General features: G+C 70.1%; 11 protein-coding genes. 9 read left to right on the top strand and 2 right to left on the bottom strand.

Translation table 11 applies throughout. The features are described from left to right. The first annotated feature begins 30 nt into the window (after positions 1-30). The 3 genes from AB4Z01_RS20715 to chrA all read left to right on the top strand — a co-directional run bounded on the left by AB4Z01_RS20715 (position 31) and on the right by chrA (position 6,776). A complete protein-coding gene (locus tag AB4Z01_RS20715) occupies positions 31-957 on the top strand; it encodes an NAD-dependent epimerase/dehydratase family protein (protein ID WP_441696940.1) in 927 nt (308 codons plus the stop codon). Positions 958-1,421: 464 nt separating this feature from the next. Further along, complete coding sequence (locus tag AB4Z01_RS20710) at positions 1,422-5,471, top strand: NAD-dependent epimerase/dehydratase family protein (protein WP_441696937.1); 4,050 nt, start codon at positions 1,422-1,424, stop codon at positions 5,469-5,471. Positions 5,472-5,546: 75 nt separating this feature from the next. Next, positions 5,547-6,776, top strand: a complete 1,230-nt coding sequence (gene chrA, locus AB4Z01_RS20705) for a chromate efflux transporter (protein WP_441696935.1) — start codon at positions 5,547-5,549, stop codon at positions 6,774-6,776. 80 nt (positions 6,777-6,856) lie between these two features. On the opposite strand, the gene AB4Z01_RS20700 is transcribed toward chrA, so the two are convergent. Next, positions 6,857-7,336 carry a hypothetical protein gene (locus AB4Z01_RS20700; protein WP_441696932.1) on the bottom strand — a complete coding sequence of 160 codons (480 nt, stop codon included), beginning with the start codon at positions 7,334-7,336 and terminating at the stop codon, positions 6,857-6,859. 399 nt (positions 7,337-7,735) lie between these two features. Between AB4Z01_RS20700 and AB4Z01_RS20695 the strand changes: the two genes are divergently transcribed. From AB4Z01_RS20695 to AB4Z01_RS20685, 3 genes are read left to right on the top strand one after another with little or no spacing between them, the layout of a single operon-like run. After that, entirely contained in the window at positions 7,736-8,956 is a 1,221-nt protein-coding gene (locus AB4Z01_RS20695) for a paraquat-inducible protein A (RefSeq protein WP_441696930.1), read from the top strand. Continuing rightward, positions 8,949-10,634 carry a PqiB family protein gene (locus tag AB4Z01_RS20690; RefSeq protein WP_441696927.1) on the top strand — a complete coding sequence of 562 codons (1,686 nt, stop codon included), beginning with the start codon at positions 8,949-8,951 and terminating at the stop codon, positions 10,632-10,634. The genes AB4Z01_RS20695 and AB4Z01_RS20690 overlap by 8 nt, the downstream gene beginning before the upstream one ends. Next, complete coding sequence (locus AB4Z01_RS20685; protein WP_441696924.1) at positions 10,634-11,203, top strand: PqiC family protein; 570 nt, start codon at positions 10,634-10,636, stop codon at positions 11,201-11,203. The genes AB4Z01_RS20690 and AB4Z01_RS20685 overlap by 1 nt, the downstream gene beginning before the upstream one ends. Positions 11,204-11,397: 194 nt before the next feature. Here the strand turns inward: AB4Z01_RS20685 and AB4Z01_RS20680 are convergent, their stop codons facing one another. After that, positions 11,398-12,390 (bottom strand): aldo/keto reductase, encoded by a 993-nt coding sequence (locus AB4Z01_RS20680; RefSeq protein ID WP_441696921.1) that lies wholly within the window; start codon positions 12,388-12,390, stop codon positions 11,398-11,400. Positions 12,391-12,487: 97 nt separating this feature from the next. Here AB4Z01_RS20680 and AB4Z01_RS20675 point away from each other — a divergent pair, with 97 nt between their 5' ends. The 3 genes from AB4Z01_RS20675 to AB4Z01_RS20665 all read left to right on the top strand — a co-directional run bounded on the left by AB4Z01_RS20675 (position 12,488) and on the right by AB4Z01_RS20665 (position 18,243). After that, a complete protein-coding gene (locus tag AB4Z01_RS20675) occupies positions 12,488-13,396 on the top strand; it encodes a LysR family transcriptional regulator (protein WP_441696919.1) in 909 nt (302 codons plus the stop codon). 97 nt (positions 13,397-13,493) lie between these two features. Continuing rightward, on the top strand, positions 13,494-14,705 hold the full coding sequence (locus tag AB4Z01_RS20670) for a (R)-mandelonitrile lyase (RefSeq protein ID WP_441696916.1): 1,212 nt from the start codon (positions 13,494-13,496) through the stop codon (positions 14,703-14,705). Between the two features lie 337 nt (positions 14,706-15,042). Further along, on the top strand, positions 15,043-18,243 hold the full coding sequence (locus AB4Z01_RS20665) for an alpha-1,4-glucan--maltose-1-phosphate maltosyltransferase (RefSeq protein ID WP_441696913.1): 3,201 nt from the start codon (positions 15,043-15,045) through the stop codon (positions 18,241-18,243).

The raw sequence follows: 18,243 nt of genomic DNA, 5'->3' as shown, positions 1-18,243 counted from the left end.
GTATCGGACAACGTTTGAGAGAAATTCCTTATGAGAATCCTTGTCACAGGCTCGCGTGGGCTGATCGGCACCGAAATCATGCGGCGCTTCGCCGAGGCCGGCTACCAGCCGGTCGCTTTCGACAGCGCCTATGAGGCCGGGACGCCCGGCCATGGCGACATCCGGAACGCCGACCAACTGCGGCAGGCCATGGCCGGCTGCGACGGCGTCATCTCCCTCGCCGCCGTCTCCCGCGTCATCACCGGCGAACGCAACCCGGAACTGTGCTGGGACATCAACGTCAATGGCACCGAGACCGTGCTTCGGGTCGCGCTGGAGCAGCCGGCCGGCCGCCGGCCCTGGGTGGTCTATGCCAGCAGCCGCGAGGTCTATGGCGACCCCGCGACGCTGCCGGTGCCGGAGGACGCGCCGCTCGAGCCCGTCAACATCTACGGCCGGTCCAAGGCCGAGGCCGAGGCCGCGGTCGGCCGCGCCCGCGAGGCCGGGCTGGCCACGGTGATCGTCCGCTTCTCCAACGTCTTCGGCTCGACCGCCGACCATCGCGACCGGGTGGTTCCGGCCTTCGCCCGGGCGGCCGCCACCGGCGGCACGATCTCGATCGAAGGCGCCGAGAACACCTTCGACTTCACCCATGTCGAGGATGTCGGCCGCGGCCTCTCCCTGCTGGTGGAGCGCCTGAAGGACGGCGACCGGGCGCTGCCGCCGATCCACTATGTCGGCGGCCGCGCCGTGTCGCTGGGCGAGTTGGCGGAGATGGCCCAGGCGGCCGCGCTGATCCCGGTCGAGATCAAGACGGCACCGCCCCGCAACTTCGACGTGGCGCATTTCCGCGGCGATCCGGCACGGGCGGAGGAACTGCTGGGCTGGCGCACCGAGATCTCGGTCGAGGACGGCCTGCGCCGCCTGATCCACGCCTATGCGGCCGACGCGACCGGACAACAGGCACCGGCGAAGTAGCAGGCTTCGGACAATTTCGCGGCAGGGTCACGTAGACCCAAGCCGCAGCGAGGATCCCGGAGGGCCGGCCACGTGACGCGTGGCCGGCCTTTTCGTTTTGGGATCGGCGACGTCAGTCGAGATCGTGCTCGGCACGACTTCCGCGCGAGCCTGCCCATTCCTGCATCGATGCCAAGCCGCTCCCTTCAGGCCTGTAGATTTCGGACTCATTTCTTGAGAAAATTATCTTATCAAACCTTACAAAAACTTCATTGACTTTACAGATCCTCAAAGATTGAATTCTAAACCTGAAAACGTCCGACCGAAACTCCGACGAAACAAAGATTTCGTGACAAGGCGATCACTCCGGCGGCCGCCCATCGGGTGACTCAAGGGTTCATTGCCGAGCTTTCGTCCGGATGCGTGGAACCTGAGGGCGCGCGAGCGCAGTCTTGCCGTCTTCGAGCATGGGAACGCCGACCTTCATGAGAATCCTCATCACAGGCTCGCGCGGGCTGATCGGCACCGAAATCATGCGGCGCTTCGCCGAGGCCGGGTACCAGCCGGTCGCTTTCGACAGCGCCTATGAGGCCGGGACGCCCGGCCATGGCGACATCCGGAACGCCGACCAGTTGCGACAGGCCATGGCCGGCTGCGACGGCGTCATCTCCCTCGCCGCGGTCTCCCGCGTCATCACCGGCGAGCGCAACCCGGAGCTGTGCTGGGACGTCAACGTTAACGGCACCGAGGCGGTGCTTCGGGTCGCGCTGGAGCAGCCGGCCGACCGCCGGCCCTGGGTGGTCTACGCCAGCAGCCGCGAGGTCTATGGTGATTCGGTGACGCTGCCGGTGCCGGAGGACGCGCCGCTCGAGCCCGTCAACATCTACGGCCGGTCCAAGGCCGCCGCCGAGGCCGCGGTCGGCCGCGCCCGCGAGGCCGGGCTGGCCACCGCGATCGTCCGCTTCTCCAACGTCTTCGGCTCGACCGCCGATCATCCCGACCGGGTGGTTCCGGCCTTCGCCCGGGCGGCCGCCACCGGCGGCACGATCTCGATCGAAGGCGCCGGGAACACCTTCGACTTCACCCATGTCGAGGATGTCGGCCGCGGCCTCGTCCTGCTGGTGGAATGCCTGAAGGACGGCCACCGGGCGCTGCCGCCGATCCATTTCGTCGGCGGCCGCGCCGTGTCGCTGGGCGAGTTGGCCGAAATGGCCCAGGCGGCCGCGCTGATCCCGGTCGAGATCAAGACGGCACCGCCGCGCAATTTCGACGTGGCACATTTCCGGGGCGATCCGGCACGGGCCGACGCGCTGCTGGGCTGGCGCGCCGAGATTACGGTCGAGGATGGCCTGCGCCGGCTGATCCAGGCCTATGCCGCCGATGCGGAGCCGGAGCCGGAGCAGGCCGCCGAGACGCCGCAGCCGGCGACGAAAGTCAGCTCGCCCCGGCGGCTGTCGGCGCTGTCCCCCTGGATCCTGGATTTCAGCCATGACCCGATCCGCATGCCGCCACGGCCGCCGACCCTGCGGCATGCCGGCTATGAGGATGATTTCGACTTCACCACGGTGTTCTGCGACGTGTTCTGGGACGCATCGGGCGAGGCCATCCGCCTGGTCGGGCCGCCGCTGCTGAACCTGGAGACGGAGCTCGAGTTCCGGTTCACCGCCCTGCCCTCGATGCAGCCCTGCACCTTCCAGGTGCGGCACAAGCGCTGGGTCGACCTGGTCACCGTCCCGGTGCCGCCCGGCACCACCGGGCTGATCGCCGACACCAGCCTGGGCCGCGCCTTCCTGGCGCCGCAGCCCAATCTGAGCGGGCTGTTCGCCGGCCGGCGCTGCATCTATGCGATGAGCCAGGACAACGACATCGCCTGGATCAAGGACTGGGTCCGCTACTATTCGCGCGGCCATGGCTGCAACGGCGTCGTCCTGTACGACAACAACTCCACCGCCTACGACGTGCGCGAACTCGACGACGCGCTGCGATCGATCGACCCGGCGATCGAGGTGCTGACCATCCCCTGGCCGTATAAATGGGGCGTGTTCGACGGCCGCCGGCCGCTGTCCTACAGCATCTGGGATTCGTTCTACGGCCAGGCCGCGGCCTTCGAGCATGCGCGGCTGCGCTGTTTCCCGGCGGCCGCCAGCGTCGTCAACGCCGATATCGACGAGCTGGCCGTCACCCGCGATGGCCAGAGCGTGTTCGAGATCGCCGAGCAGTCGGACACCGGCTTCATCCGCTTCGACGGCTGGTGGATCCACAATTACGCGACCGAGCCCCTGCCGCAGCAGCGCCGGCACAAGCACTTCTTCCACAAGAAGGTCGGCCGCCTGGACGCCTGCACCGAGAAATGGGCGGTGGTGCCGGCAAAGTCGCCCGAGGACGTGCAGTGGGCGATCCACAATGTCATCGGCATGGTTCCGGACGAGGCAAGCTTCAAGGTCGGCCTGCGCCATTTCAAGCCGATCAACACCGCCTGGGACGTCGATTCGAACCTGAGCGACGCCAAGCGGACCGAGCTGTTCCAAGGCGACGGCGCGGGGCTGGAGATCGACGAGGAGCTGCGCCGGACCCTGGCCCGGGTCTTCCCCGACGGCGAGGATGAGGCGCCGGCGGAGGCCCCGTCCCGGCCGGCCGAGGTCACGGCCTATCAGCATCGGGTCCGGAGCGAGGTCCTGGCCCGCGCCGGCCGGATCGAGGACGCGATCGCAGAGGCCCGTCAGGCCGTCGAACGGCTGTCCGGCCATCCGGCGACCCTCCTGCATCTCGGTAAGCTGCTGCGTGCGCAGGGCGGCGAGGACGAGGCCGCCAGCCTGGAGCGGGAGGCGCAGCGCCTGCGCGAGGCCGACCCGCTGTATCATGTCCAGCTGGGCCGGTCGGCCCAGCACACCGGCGAGATCGACGAGGCCGTCGGCAGCCTGCGCACCGCACTGGCGCTCGACCCGGAGTCGATCGACGCGGCCGAGCTGCTGTTCAAGTTGTTCTGGGGCCACGGCCGCTATCACGAAGGCCGGGTCCTGGCCCGGGAGTGGGCCGGGCGCGCCCCGGCCGACCTGGCGGAGGCCCTGGCGCTGGCCGGCACCATGCTGATGGCGATCGGCCGGGCGCCGGAGGCGGTCGCGTACTGGCGGCGGGCGCTGGCGCTCGACCCGCAACGATCCGACTTCCACCACAGTCTGGCGCGCTGCCTGCTGCTCGACCGCCGCCTGGCCGAGGCGGAGGAGGCGGAACGGACGGCGATGCGGCTGTTCGAGGAAGAGCCGGATCACGATCGCGATCCAGTCCCGCCCGAGCTGGTGCAGAAGCTGAAGCGCAAGCTGCTGCTGCGGGCGTCGACACGGTCGTCGATGTGGGAGCAGCTCGGCCGGATCCTGCGCGCCAGGGGTCGCCTCGACGACGCCCTGAAAGCCGTGCGCGAGGCCATCCGCAACAGCCGTCTCGACCCCGACCTGCATCTGCTGGTGGCCGAGATCCTGACCGACCTGCGCCAGCCCGAGCAGGCCAAGGTGGAACAGGAGAAGGCAGCGGCGGTGGCGCGGGAGCTGCTGGGGCATCCGCCCAACACCATCCGCACCGCCTTCGACCGCGAGCGCGACATGGTCGGGCTCTACGCCTGGGTCGCCGGCATCCTGCTGCGCTGCGGCCATGCCGCGGAGGCGATGGCGACGATCGAGGAGATTGGCCGGAACTTCACCGGCAGCGCCAATGCCACGACCGCGCGGGCCGGCTTCCTGGTCAGCGCCGGCAAGGCCGAGGCGGCGGAGCGCCTGATCGCCGAGGCCATCGCCCGCGGCGAGGACTATTCCCGGCTGCATCACCTGCACAGCACCGTGCTGTCGCAGCTGGGCCGGATGCCGCGGGCGATCGCCGCCTGCCGGCGCGCCCTGGAGCATGATCCGGAGGGGCCGCACCTGCACCGCGCCCTGGCCGCGCTGCTGATCACCGACAAGCGCTGGGCCGAGGCGGTCAGGGCGCTGGAGACGGCGATCGCGCTGGAGCCGTCGCATGCCGGCGCCCAGCGCCAGTTGAGCACCGCCCTGTCCGCGCTCAACCGGCCGGCGGAGGCGGAGGCGGCGGCGCGCCGGGCGATCGAGCTGTCGCCCGACGAAGCGGCGCTTTATCGGCATTTCGCGAACCTGCTCGCCGGTTGGAAGCGCTGGAAGGACGCGGTGTCCCAGCTGCGCCGCGCGATCGAGCTCGAGCCGGGCCATGCCGGCGCGCTGCGGCAGCTCAGCGCCGCCTTCGCCGCGCTCGACCAGGCGGACAAGGCGGTCTCGACCGTGCGCAAGGCGATCAAGCTGGCGCCCCACGAGGCGGCGCTGCATCGTCATCTCGGCAATCTCCTCGCCGCCCAGAAGCGCTGGGACGAGGCGGCCCTGGCACATGGCCGGGCGGTCGAGCTGGAACCGTCCCATGCCGGGGCGCGCCGGCAGCTCGAACTCGCTCTGGCCGAGACCCGCAAGACGAGGCCGCAGAGCCAAGTGAAGCGGCCGGACCAGCCGGCGGCGCAGTACAGCGGCACGGCGGCGGAGTAGGCGGCGGGAGTCCACGGTTGACGGCTTCGGCGGGACTCGCTTATCGGTGAGGCCCGCCCGGAGCTGCGAGCCGCGATGACCATCGACGACGCCGAGACGGCCGCGCCGCCAAGCCGGGGCTCGCCGGCCGAGGTGGCCTGGGTCTTCCTGAAGCTCGGACTCACCTCCTTCGGCGGACCGATCGCCCATCTCGGCTACTTCCGCGACGAGCTGGTGGCGCGGCGGAAATGGATCGACGAAGCCGGCTATGCYGATCTCGTGGCGCTGTGCCAGTTCCTGCCGGGGCCGGCCTCGAGCCAGGTCGGCTTCGCCCTCGGCCTGCTGCGCGGCCGCGGGCTGCTCGGCGGGCTTGCCGCCTGGTGCGGCTTCACCCTGCCCTCGGCCGTCCTGCTCTGCATGTTCGCGCTCGGCGCCGCCGCCCTCGAAGGACCGGTCGCGGCGGGCGTGCTGCACGGGCTGAAGCTGGTCGCGGTCGCCGTCGTCGCCCAGGCGGTCTGGGGCATGGCGAAGACCCTCACGCCCGACCGCGAGCGTGCGGCGATCGCATTGGCGGCCGTGGCGGTCGTGGTGTTCGCCGGCGGATCGCTCGGCCAGATCGGCGCCATCGCGCTGGGCGCGGCCGCCGGCCATCGGCTCTGCCGCGACGGGAGTCTCGCTCCCACCAGTCGCTTGAGCCTGCCGGTGTCGCGCCGGGGCGGCGCCATCGCCCTGGCGCTGTATGCCGCGTTCTTCCTGGCGGTGCCGGCGCTGGCGGCGGCGACCGGAAGCCAGGGCCTCGCGCTGTTCGACGCTTTCTACCGTTCCGGCGCGCTGGTCTTCGGCGGCGGCCATGTGGTGCTGCCGCTGCTGCAGGCCGAGGTGGTGGCGCCCGGCTGGGTGACGAACGGGGCGTTCCTGGAAGGCTACGGCCTGGCCCAGGCGGTGCCCGGGCCGTTGTTCACCTTCGCCGCCTGGCTTGGCGCAATGATGGGGCCGGCGCCGAATGGCGTCGCCGGCGCCGCGATCGCGCTGGCCACGATCTTCCTGCCGGGGCTGCTGCTGCTCTACGGCGCCCTGCCCTATTGGGACGCGCTGCGCCAGCGCCCGGGCGCACAGAGCGCCATGCGCGGCGCCAATGCGGCGGTGGTCGGCATCCTCGGCGCGGCCTTCTACAGCCCGGTCTGGACCAGCGCCGTGCTGTCACCGCGCGACTTCGCCCTCGCCCTGGCCGGCTTCCTGGCCCTGACGGTGTGGAAAGCACCGCCTTGGATCGTCGTCCTCGGCCTGGCCGCGGCCGGAGCCGCGCTGCCGTTGATCGGAGCGTAGGGCTGCGAGCCCCCTCCTCCGCGGGGAGAAGGGGGAGGATCGAAGATCCACGCCCAGAGAGCGGCGCGGCCTGGACTCCACTACTTGAAGGTGACCACCACCGCGTCGCCGCCAAGGCTGAGCATCAGGCCGGTGCGCTTGGTCTTCAGGCGCATCACCACGCCCTTGTCGTTCTTCAGCCACAGGGCACCGCCGCTCTCCTCGCCGATGGCGAAGCCGTAGCGGCCCTGGACATAGGCACCCTCGAAATCATCGGCCTTGGCCAGGTCGTAGACCTCGCCCTCGGCCTCGAGCGTCGACACGCCGATGCCGCCGATGCCCAGCCCCGAGACCGTGAACGGATAGGACCTGCCCCGGAACCGGAGGGTGCCGTCGCCGGTGTTGCCGCTGCCGATGAAGGCGGCCTGGATCTGGTGCATCTCGACGGTGCCGGCCGGAGTCTGGTTCTTGACCGTCTCGGTGGTGCTGCCGCCGCCCTGCTTCGAGCACGCCGCCAGCGCCAGGAGCGCGGCAGCGAGGATGACCGGGGCACGATACGCTTTGAAGAAACCGAGTGCCATATTCTCCCCCTCTTATTGTATCGTGTTCTGAATTCTCGGCCTGGCGCCGCTCGCGGCTTGGCGATCCGAAAACTGCTTGCGTTCTGCTGCTATTCTGGTGAGAAAAATACAAATGTTCAATGACTTTAAGGCGACGACCGCCCGATACCGACCATACAATATTATGGAACCGGAATTATTCCGGCGTGGCATCGAGTTCAATTTGATACAATCCAGTCGTCGTCGCAGCGTTTCTTGGCAACGCATTGATGACATTGAGGGAATGAACAGGCATGGTGCTTCAGGGAATGCTTCCGGGGCGGATGCTTGGCGCCGAGTGGATCTGAGGTGAACGCCGCGGGCCGATCCGGTTCCGTGCCGGTATATGGGCCGGCCCATGCTCCGGGCGCGCCGCGCCTGATGGAATGCCATGAGTGCGGCCTGGGCCACGCCGTGCCGGTGCTGCCGGACGGCACCGCCGCCCGCTGCGTCCGCTGCGGCGCGACGCTTCACAAGTTCCGCGCCAGCTCGCTGGACCATGCCTTCGCCTATGCCTGCGCCGGGCTGGTGCTGTTCCTGATGGCGAACTTCCTGCCCTTCCTGTCGCTGGAGATCTCCGGCCGGGTGCAGAGCGCCAGCCTGGTCACCGGCGTCTACGCCCTCTATCAGCAGGGGCTGTGGGAGCTGGCAGGGGTGGTGGCGCTGACCATGTTCGCCGCCCCCGGCCTGCGGCTGGGCACGCTGTTCCTGGTGCTGGGAGGCCTGCGGCTGAGGCGCCCGCCGAGCTGGTTGCCGCGGCTGTACCGCTGGGCCGACCTGCTGGGCCCCTGGGCGATGGTCGAGGTCTATATGCTCGGCGTCTTCGTCGCCTATGTGAAGCTGATCGACCTCGCCACCATCGTGGTCGGGCCCGGCCTGTATTCGGTCGGCGGGCTGATGCTGGCGATCATCGCCGCCGGCACCAGCCTGGACACAGAGACGGTGTGGCGGCAGTTCGAGCGCCGCGGCCTGGTGCCTACGCCGCCGCAGGCCGATCCGCGCCGGCCCACCGCCCTGTGTCATGGCTGCGGCCTGGTCTCGAACCTGTCGCCCGGCGGCCATGGCGACTGTCCGCGCTGCGGCGCCGCGTTGCATCGCCGCCGGCCGGACAGCCTGACCCGCACCTGGGCGCTGGTGGTGACCGCGATCATCCTCTACATCCCGGCCAACCTGCTGCCGGTGATGACGGTAGTCTCGCTGGGCAGCGGGGCGCCGGACACGATCATGAGCGGGGTGATCGAGCTGGCCGATTCCGGCATGTGGCCGCTGGCGGCGCTGGTGTTCTTCGCCTCGATCACCGTGCCGGTGCTGAAGCTGGCCGGGCTGATCTACCTGCTGGTCACGACCCGGCGCGGCAAGACCGGGCAGTTGCGCAATCGCACCGTGATCTACCGCATCGTCGAGGCGGTCGGCCGCTGGTCGATGATCGACATCTTCATGATCTCGATCCTGGTGGCGCTGGTCCAGCTCGGCGAGCTGGCGACCATCGAGCCCGGCATCGGCGCCGTGTGCTTTGCCGCCGTGGTGATCACCACCATGATCGCGGCGATGACGTTCGATCCGCGCCTGATCTGGGACGCGGCGGGGGAAAACCGTGACTGATACCGACGATCATAGCGGGCCGGCCGCGCCGCGCATCGACCGCAAGCGGCGCCTGTCGCCGATCTGGCTGGTGCCGATCGTGGCGGCGCTGGTCGGCGTCTACCTCGCCTGGATCACCTTCTCCGAGAAGGGGCCGACCATCACCATCACCTTCCAGACCGCGGACGGGCTGGAGGCCGGCAAGACCCAGATCAAGCACAAGGAGGTGGTGTTCGGCACGGTCAAGAGCCTGGCCTTGTCCGAAGATCTGAGCCATGTCGAGGTCACCGCCGAGATGACCAAGGAGGCGGCGGCGCATCTGCGCCAGGGCACCCGGTTCTGGGTGGTGCGGCCGCGCCTCTCCGCCAGCGGCGGGCTGACCGGCTTCTCCACCATCGTGTCCGGTGCCTATATCGAGCTCGACCCCGGCCGCGGCGACAGCGAGCACCGCTTCACCGGCCTCGAGGACCCGCCGGTGGTGCGGGCCGACATGCCCGGCACCGAATTCCTGCTCACCGCCGACCGGATCGGCTCGATCGGCGCCGGCTCGCCGATCTATTTCCGCGACGTCCAGGTCGGCCAGGTGATGGGCTTCGACTCATCCCATCTCGAAACCGGGGTGAAGATCCACAGCTTCGTCCGCGCGCCCTATGACCGGCAGGTCTATGCCGGCACCCGGTTCTGGAACGCCGCCGGCATCTCGCTGACCACCGGGCCGCAGGGCTTCCGGCTGCAGGTCGAATCGCTGCAGGCGGTGCTGGCCGGCGGCATCGCCTTCGACACTCCGGCCACCGCCCGGACCGGAGAGCCGGCGAAGGCCGGCACCGCCTTCGCGCTCTACAAGGACCAGACCAGCGTGCAGGAATCGGAATACACGATCCGCCTGCCCTATCTGGTCTATTTCGACGGTTCGGTCGGCGGCCTGGCGCCGGGCGCCCCGGTCGAATGGCGCGGCCTCAAGATCGGTCAGGTCACCGATGTCCGGCTGCAATACGACGCCGCCGCGGGCATGGCCCGGATTCCGGTCACGATCGAGGTGGAGCCGCAGCGGATCGAGCTGGTCGGCACCGACCCGGACTTCGCCACCGGTGCCAATGTGGCGGCGCTGGTCCGGCGCGGGCTGCGGGCGCAGCTGAAGACCGGCAACCTGCTGACCGGCGCGATGGTGGTGTCCTTCGAGGTGGATCCCGACGCGCCGCCAGCGGAGCTGGGCACGGGCGACCGCTTCCCGGTGATCCCGAGCGTGCCCGGGCAGCTCGACAGCGCCATGCGCTCGATCAACGGCATCCTCGACAAGGTCTCGTCACTGCCGCTGGAGAAGCTGATCGAGCAGGCCAATGCGACGCTGAAATCCTTCGAGACCCTCGCGGCGGCGCCGGAGATCACGGACTCGCTGCGCTCGCTGGCCGGTACCCTGGCCTCGACCCAGCAGCTGCTGAGCCAGGCCAACACCGATCTCGGCCCGGTCATCGACAAGCTGCCGCCGCTGCTGGACGCGGCGCAGCAGGCGGTGCGGCGGCTCAGCGGCACGCTCGGCTCGGTCACCCAGGGCTATGGCGCGGATTCGACCTTCAAGCGCGACCTGACCCGGCTGATGAGCCAGGTCGACGACACGCTGCGCTCGGTCCGCGTCCTTACCGACTACCTCGAGCAGCACCCCGAGGCACTGATCCGGGGCAAGACCGAAGGGTTCAACTGATGATCCTGTCCCGCCGCGCCGCCCTCACCATCCTGCTGGCCGGGACGGCGCTCGCCGCCTGCTCCTCGACCCCGCCCAAGGTCTACACCCTGACGACGGCGCCGGGGACGGCGGTGGGTGGCCGGCCGGTCACGGCCTCGGTGGCGCTGGTCGACATCCCGAAATACCTCGACCGGCCGCAGATCGTCCGCCGCTCGGGCCCGAACCAGCTCGGCGTCGACGAGTTCGAGCGCTGGGGCGAGCCACTGGCCAACATGGTGCAGCGGGTGCTGGCCGGCGACCTGACGGCGCGGCTGCCGTCCGGCTCGGTGGTCACCACCAGCCGGACGCTGTCCGGCGACGAGGCCCTGACGGTGGAGCTGGCGCTCGGCCGCTTCGACCCGGATGCCGATGGCACCGTGGTGCTGGAGGCGCAATGGCGGGTGCGGCGCAAGGCCGGCGGCCGGGCCAAGACCGAGGCCACCCGCATCACCCGCCGCCCGGCCGACGACAGCATCGCCGCCGAGGTCCGGGCGATGAGCGACGCGCTGGGCGAGCTCGCCGACCGCATCGCCCAGGGGATGCGGTAGCGGCCAGCCGGGTCATTCGTCTCCCGCTTTCGAGACCTTGTCAGAACACCCCCTCGCCGTCATTGCGAGGAGGCGAAGCCGACGAAGCAATCCAGGGCCGGTTCGTGCGGCCCCTGGATTGCTTCGCTTCGCTCGCAACGACGATATTTAGAGGTCTGAAGGTTCCGCTTCCGGGAGAGGCAACACGAAAGCGCTCAGCGCCCCACCAGTTGCTGCAGGTGCTCGGGGTACCGGGCGCCCTGCACCGCGATGCCGGACAGGGCGTCGTCGATGTCGCGCAGTTCCTCGGCCGTCAGCTCGACCGCCGCGGCGCCGGTATTCTCCTCCAGCCGATGCGGCTTGGTGGTGCCGGGGATCGGCACGATCCAGGGCTTCTGCGCCGCCAGCCAGGCGAGCGCGATCTGGGCCGAGGTCACCCGCTTGCGGGCGGCTATGGCGCCGAGCAGATCGACCAGGGCCTGGTTCGCCTTGCGCGCCTCGGCCGAGAAGCGCGGCACGATGTTGCGGAAGTCGCCGCTGTCGAAGGTGGTGCTGTCGCTGATCGCACCGGTCAGGAAGCCCTTGCCCAGCGGGCTGAACGGAACCAGGCCGATGCCGAGCTCCTCCAGCACCGGCAGCACCTCCGCCTCCGGCTCGCGCCACCACAGCGAGTACTCGCTCTGCAGCGCCGCGACCGGCTGCACCGCATGGGCGCGCCGGATGGTCTGCGCCCCGGCCTCGGACAGGCCGAAATGCCGGACCTTGCCCTCCCGGATCAGGTCTTTCACCGCGCCGGCGACGTCCTCGATCGGCACGTTCGGGTCGACGCGGTGCTGATAGAACAGGTCGATGACATCGGTGCGGAGGCGCTTCAGCGAGGCCTCGGCGACCTCGCGGATATGCTCCGGCCGGCTGTTCAGGCCGCGCTGGGCACGGCTGTCCGGGTCGATATCGAAGCCGAACTTGGTGGCGATCACCACCTGGTCCCGCACCGGGGCCAGCGCCTCGCCGACCAGTTCCTCATTGGTGAAGGGGCCGTAGACCTCCGCGGTATCGAACAAGGTGACGCGGAGGTCGACCGCCTTGCGGATCAGCGCGATCCCCGCCTGCTTCTCGACCGCGGGACCGTAGCCGAAGCTGAGCCCCATGCAGCCGAGCCCGAGGGCCGAGACCTCCAGCCCGCCGGCGCCGAGTGTACGCTTCTGCATGTCCTGTCTCCTGGGTAATGTCGGCCGGAATCTGGGAAGCGTGTCGGCATGCGACTAGATGGTACAATCCGCATGAACCTATGAAGGCCCCTCATGAATGCCGCGCGAGAACCTGAATGATCTCCTCGCCTTCCTGGCGGTCGCGCGCGAGCGCAGCTTCACCCGGGCGGCGGCGCAGCTCGGCGTCTCGCAGTCGGCGCTGAGCCACACCATCCGCGGGCTGGAGGAGCGGCTGGGCCTGCGGCTGCTGACCCGGACCACGCGCAGCGTCGCCCCGACCGAGGCGGGCGAGCGCCTGATCCTGACCCTCGGCCCGCGCTTCGAGGAGATCGAGGCCGAGCTGGCGGCGCTGAGCGCCCTGCGCGACAAGCCGGCCGGCACCGTGCGCATCACCGCGGGCGAGCATTCGGCCGACACGATCCTGTGGCCGGCGGTGGCGAAGCTGCTGCCGGACTATCCGGACATCCGGGTCGAGATCAATGTCGATTACGGGCTGACCGACATCGTCGCCGAGCGCTACGACGCCGGCGTGCGGCTCGGCGAGCAGGTGGCGAAGGACATGATCGCGGTGCGCATCGGCCCGGACATGCGCATGGCGGTGGTCGGGTCGCCGGCCTATTTCGCGCGCCGGCCGGCGCCGCGGACGCCGCAGGAGCTGACGGCCCACAACTGCATCACCATCCGCCTGCCGACCTATGGCGGGCTGTATGCGTGGGAGTTCGAGCGCGACGGGCACGAGCTGAAGGTGCGGGTCGAGGGGCAACTGGTGTTCAACACCATCGCCCTGCGCCTCGCCGCGGCACTGGACGGGCTCGGCCTGGCCTATATGCCGGAGGACCAGGTTCGGGACCACGTCGCGGCAGGGCGGCTGGTCCGCGTGCTGGAGGATTGGTGCGCCCCCTTCCCGGGCTATCACCTGTACTACACCAGCCGCCGGCAATGCTCCCCGGCCCTGTCCCTGCTGATCGACACGCTGCGCTACCGCGGAGACCCGAATCCGCATTGATGAGCCCGATCGATAGCTCCATGCATCGTCGGGCGTCTAATCGCCCGCGGCCGCCCGGCCCATCTCCGGACCACCGGAAGAACGGAAAGGGTGACCGATGAAGCTGTTCGCAGCCACGCTCGCAATGGTCTCGCTGGCCGCCTCGGCCGAGGCGGAGCCGCGGAAGTCGGCCCCGCGGGTGGCCCCGGCGGATGTCCGGGCCGTCGCCCCGGCGCTGGCGGGCTACACCGATGAGGTCCTGTTCGCGGATGTCTGGGCGCGGCCCGATCTCGCTCCCCGCGACCGCAGCCTCGTCACGGTCGCGGCGCTGGTCGCCGGCGGCCACACGCGGCAGATGACGGGCCATTTCAACCGGGCGCTGGACAACGGCGTGACACCGGGCGAGATCGCCGGGATCATCACCCATCTGGCGTTCTATTCCGGCTGGCCGAACGCCATGTCGGCCGTCGGCGTCGCCAAGGAGGTGTTCGACAAGCGTGGCATCGGGGCCGACCGGCTGGCGCCGCCTTCGGACCAGCCGCTGCCGATCGACGAGGCGGCGGAAGCGCGGCGCGCCGCCGCGGTCGACGCCGGGGTCGGTGCCGTCGCCCCGGCCCTCGCCGGCTATACCAACGGCGTCCTGTTCGGCGACCTGTGGCGACGCGACGACCTGACGCCGCGCGACCGCAGCCTGGCGACGATCGCCGCCCTGATCGCCGGCGGCCAGGCCGAACAGCTGACCTTCCACCTGAACCGGGGGATCGACAACGGCTTGACCCGGGACCAGTTGTCTGAGGTCATCACCCATCTCGCCTTCTATGCCGGCTGGCCCAAGGCGATGTCCGCGGTCCCGGTCGCCAAATCGGTGTTCGAGGCGCGCGGCTTCATGCCGACCGAGACTGCCGGCCCCGCGACGCAACGGAGCACGACATTGGACATCGTTCGCCACGATCCGACCGCGGCCCAGCCAGGCCCGGCTGAGTATTTCACCGGCACCGTCCGGATCGCCTCGCGCTTCCAGCGCACCGATCCGGCCCGGGTCGGCGGCGCCATTGTCAGCTTCGAAGCCGGCGCCCGCACGGCCTGGCACACCCATCCGCTGGGCCAGACGCTGATCGTCACCGCCGGTCAGGGCTGGATCCAGCGCGAGGGCGGCCCGGTCGAGGAGATCCGCCCCGGCGACGTGGTCTGGATCCCGCCGGGGGAGAAGCACTGGCACGGCGCCACCGCGACCACGGCCATGACCCATGTCGCCGTCGCCGAGTCACTCGGCGGCAAGAGCGTCGACTGGCTGGAGCACGTGACCGACGTGCAATACGGGACCCGCTGATCGCCGCGGCGGGCGGTTGCCTCCCCCGCTTGCGAGACCTTTTCACAACGCTCACCCCTCGCCGTCCTTGCGAGGAGGCGAAGCCGACGAAGCAATCCAGGGCCGGTGCGAGCCGCGCTGGATTGCTTCGCTGCGCTCGCAATGACGGTGGAGGAATTCTGAAAAGGTCCCGCTCCCTCTAAATTGCATCGCAGGCTCTGAAAGCCATCCGCTAGTTGCCATCGACCCTCGACCGGCTGCCCTTGGCAACAGGCCCGACGGTCCCGGAAAAAACAGGAACCCACACGACGCCACTCCCGTTCACGGGGACAGAAGCCACTGTCGGGAGGGGTGGGCAATGCCCGCACAGGCACTTCGGTCACGTCGACACATCCATGACAGCCCGCCCGGACCACGACGCCAGCCTCGCTATCTCTATTCCATCCCGGCCGGCCCCGAGGCGATCCCGACGGATGTCCTGAGCAGCATCCTTCCGCATGTCGCGCGGATGGGGTTCGGCCACGTCATGATCGCGGCGGCGCCGGACTCCTGGGGATCGGCCGCGCTGGACTCCGTCGTCGCGGCCTGCCGCGGCCATGGGCTGGGCGTCGTCCTCGACCTGGCGGGCCGGATCGTGCCTGCCGGCGCGGGGCAGGCCCCGCCGGACGATGATCCGCCGGACCCGCGCCGGGCGCCGGACGGGCGGGACGTGGTGCTGCGGAAGGATGCCGGGCTGGCGCGCGCGCTCGCAGCCCTGGTGAAGGCGGGCATCGGCGGCTTCGTCTGTGGCGCCTCCGATGCGGACGAGGCCCGGCAATGGGCGGGCGTCATCGCAGGGACCCGCCAAGAGGCCGCCGACATCTGGTTCGGCGCCTGGGCCGACCCGGCGGCAGACCAGGCCCTGCTGCGCGACAGCGGCTTCGACGCCACTCTCGCGACCGCCGGGCTGCTCGACAGCTGGCGCCGGTCGCCGCCCGATCCGGCGGCGCCGGTGCTGCCGGCCATCACCACCCCCGAGCCGACCGCCGGCCCGCGCCTGGCGGCGATTGTCCGGCGCCCGGCGCTGCTGCGCCGCGCCTACCGGCGGTCGCTGCGGCTGGCCGCTGCCGCGGGCGACGGGCTGCTGCTGCCGATGGGCTTCGAGCTCGCCGCCCGCGAGACGCCGATCGGCACCGCCGAAGCCGAGCTGCGCTGGGCCCGCGAGACGGCGCCGTTCGACCTGAGCGAGGAGATCGGCGCCACGATCGCGGCGCTGGGCCGGCCGGACGGCAAAGCCGCCGCGCTGCGCGGCCTGACCGGCCCCGAGGCCACCGTGGTCGCGCTGCTGCGCACCGAAGCCGGCGCGGCGCCGGAACGAGCCGAGCTGATTCTGGCCAATACCRACTTGCACCGGCCGGCCACGCTGCAGCCGGCGCCGGTGCTGCGCGGCGTCGGCGGTGAATTCGGCCCGTTCATGGACAAGCTGGGCACGGGCAAGCCGGGCGCGGCGCCGGCCGGGCTGGACGGCCCGATCACGCTTGACGCCGGCGAGACCCGGGTGCTGGAGGCGCCACGCGCGGCGCCGGTCGCCGCCGCCCCGTCGCGCGTCGCCGAGCTGGACCTGGCCCGCGCCATCCGAGCGCCCCGGGTGGCGATCGAGGCGATCTCCCCCTCCCCCGGCCATCCGCGCTTCCCGGTCCGGCGCACCGCCGGCGAAAGCGTGCGGGTCGAGGCCGACGTGATCACCGACGGGCACGAGATCACCGCCGTCGCCCTGCTGTGGCGGCCGGAGGATGAGCGGAACTGGCGCGAACAGCGCATGGCGCCGATCGGCAACGACCGCTGGGCGGGCGAGTTTCCGCTGGAGCGGATCGGGCGCTACCTCTTCGCCGTCGAGGCGTGGCGCGACGAGTTCGCCACCTACCTGTCCGATCTGCGCAAGAAGCAGCTGGCCGGGCTGGACCTGACCGTCGAGATCGAGGAAGGCCGGCTGCTGATCGAACGGGCCAAAGACCCCGCCCGCGGCAAGATTCGGGCCGAGCTGGACGCGCTGCTGGCGGGCTTCGCCGGAGCCATGCCGGCGGACCAGTTGGCGCGGCTGCAGGCGCTGGAGACGGCGGCGTTGATGACCAAGGCCGACCGGCGGCCTTTCGCCATCCGCCAGGACCCGCCGCAGGCGGTGGATGCCGAGCGCCGCGCTGCCGGCTTCGCCAGCTGGTACGAGCTGTTCCCGCGGTCGCAGAGCGGCGACCCGAACCGGCACGGCACCTTCGACGACGTGATCCCGCGGCTGCCGGCTATCCGCGCCATGGGCTTCGACGTGCTGTACCTGCTGCCGATCCATCCGATCGGCCGGAAGAACCGCAAGGGCCGCAACAACAGCCTGACCCCGGGGCCGGACGATCCCGGCAGCCCCTATGCCATCGGTTCGGACGAAGGGGGGCATGACGCGATCCACCCCGAGCTCGGCACAATCGAGGATTTCCGCCGGCTGCGTGACGCGGCGGCGGAGCACGGGCTGGAGCTGGCGCTTGACTTCGCCATCCAATGCTCCCCCGACCACCCCTGGCTGCGCGAGCATCCCGGCTGGTTCGGCTGGAGGCCGGACGGGACCATCCGCTACGCCGAGAACCCGCCGAAGAAGTACGAGGACATCGTCAATGTCGAGTTCTATGCCGAGGCAGCATTGCCCGACATGTGGCGGGCCCTGCGCGACATCGTCGCCTTCTGGGTCGGCGAGGGCGTTCGGCTGTTCCGGGTCGACAACCCGCACACCAAGCCCTTCCCGTTCTGGGAGTGGCTGATCGCCGACATCCGCAGCCGCGATCCCGGCGTGGTCTTCCTGGCCGAGGCGTTCACCCGGCCGAAGGTGATGTACCGGCTGGCCAAGATCGGCTTCTCGCAGAGCTACACCTACTTCACCTGGCGCAACAGCAAGGCGGACCTAACCAGCTACCTGACCGAGCTGACCACCACCGCGCCGAAGGACTTCTTCCGGCCGCACTTCTTCGTCAACACGCCGGACATCAACCCGCAGTTCCTGCAGATCAGCGGCCGCCCGGGCTTCCTGATCCGCGCCGCGCTGGCGACCACGCTGTCCGGGCTGTGGGGGATGTATAACGGCTTCGAGCTGTGCGAGGCGCAGGCCATCCCGGGCAAGGAGGAGTATCTCGACAGCGAGAAGTACCAGCTGCGCGTCTGGGACCTGGACCGGCCCGGCAACATCGTCGCCGAGATCACCCGGCTGAACCGGATCCGCCACGCCAACCCGGCGCTGCAGACCCATCTGGGCCTGACCTTCTACAACGCCTTCAACGACAGCATCCTCTATTACGGCAAGGCGACGCCCGACCGAGGCAACGTCCTGCTGATCGCGGTCAATCTCGACCCGCACCGGCCGCAGGAGGCCGATATCGAGATCCCGTTGTGGGAATGGGGCCTGCCGGACCACGGCGCCCTGGCGGCCGAGGACATGATGACCGGCCGCCAATTCACCTGGCACGGCAAAATCCAGCATATCCGCCTCGACCCCGCCGCGCCTTTCGCGATCTGGCGCGTCCGTCCGGCGCAGGAGGTGTGA

This window comes from Inquilinus sp. YAF38, from assembly GCF_052113205.1.
Taxonomy (GTDB): domain Bacteria; phylum Pseudomonadota; class Alphaproteobacteria; order DSM-16000; family Inquilinaceae; genus Inquilinus.
The sequence above is the reverse complement of the archived record's forward strand: the minus strand, read 5'-3'. Positions and strand labels throughout refer to the sequence as shown.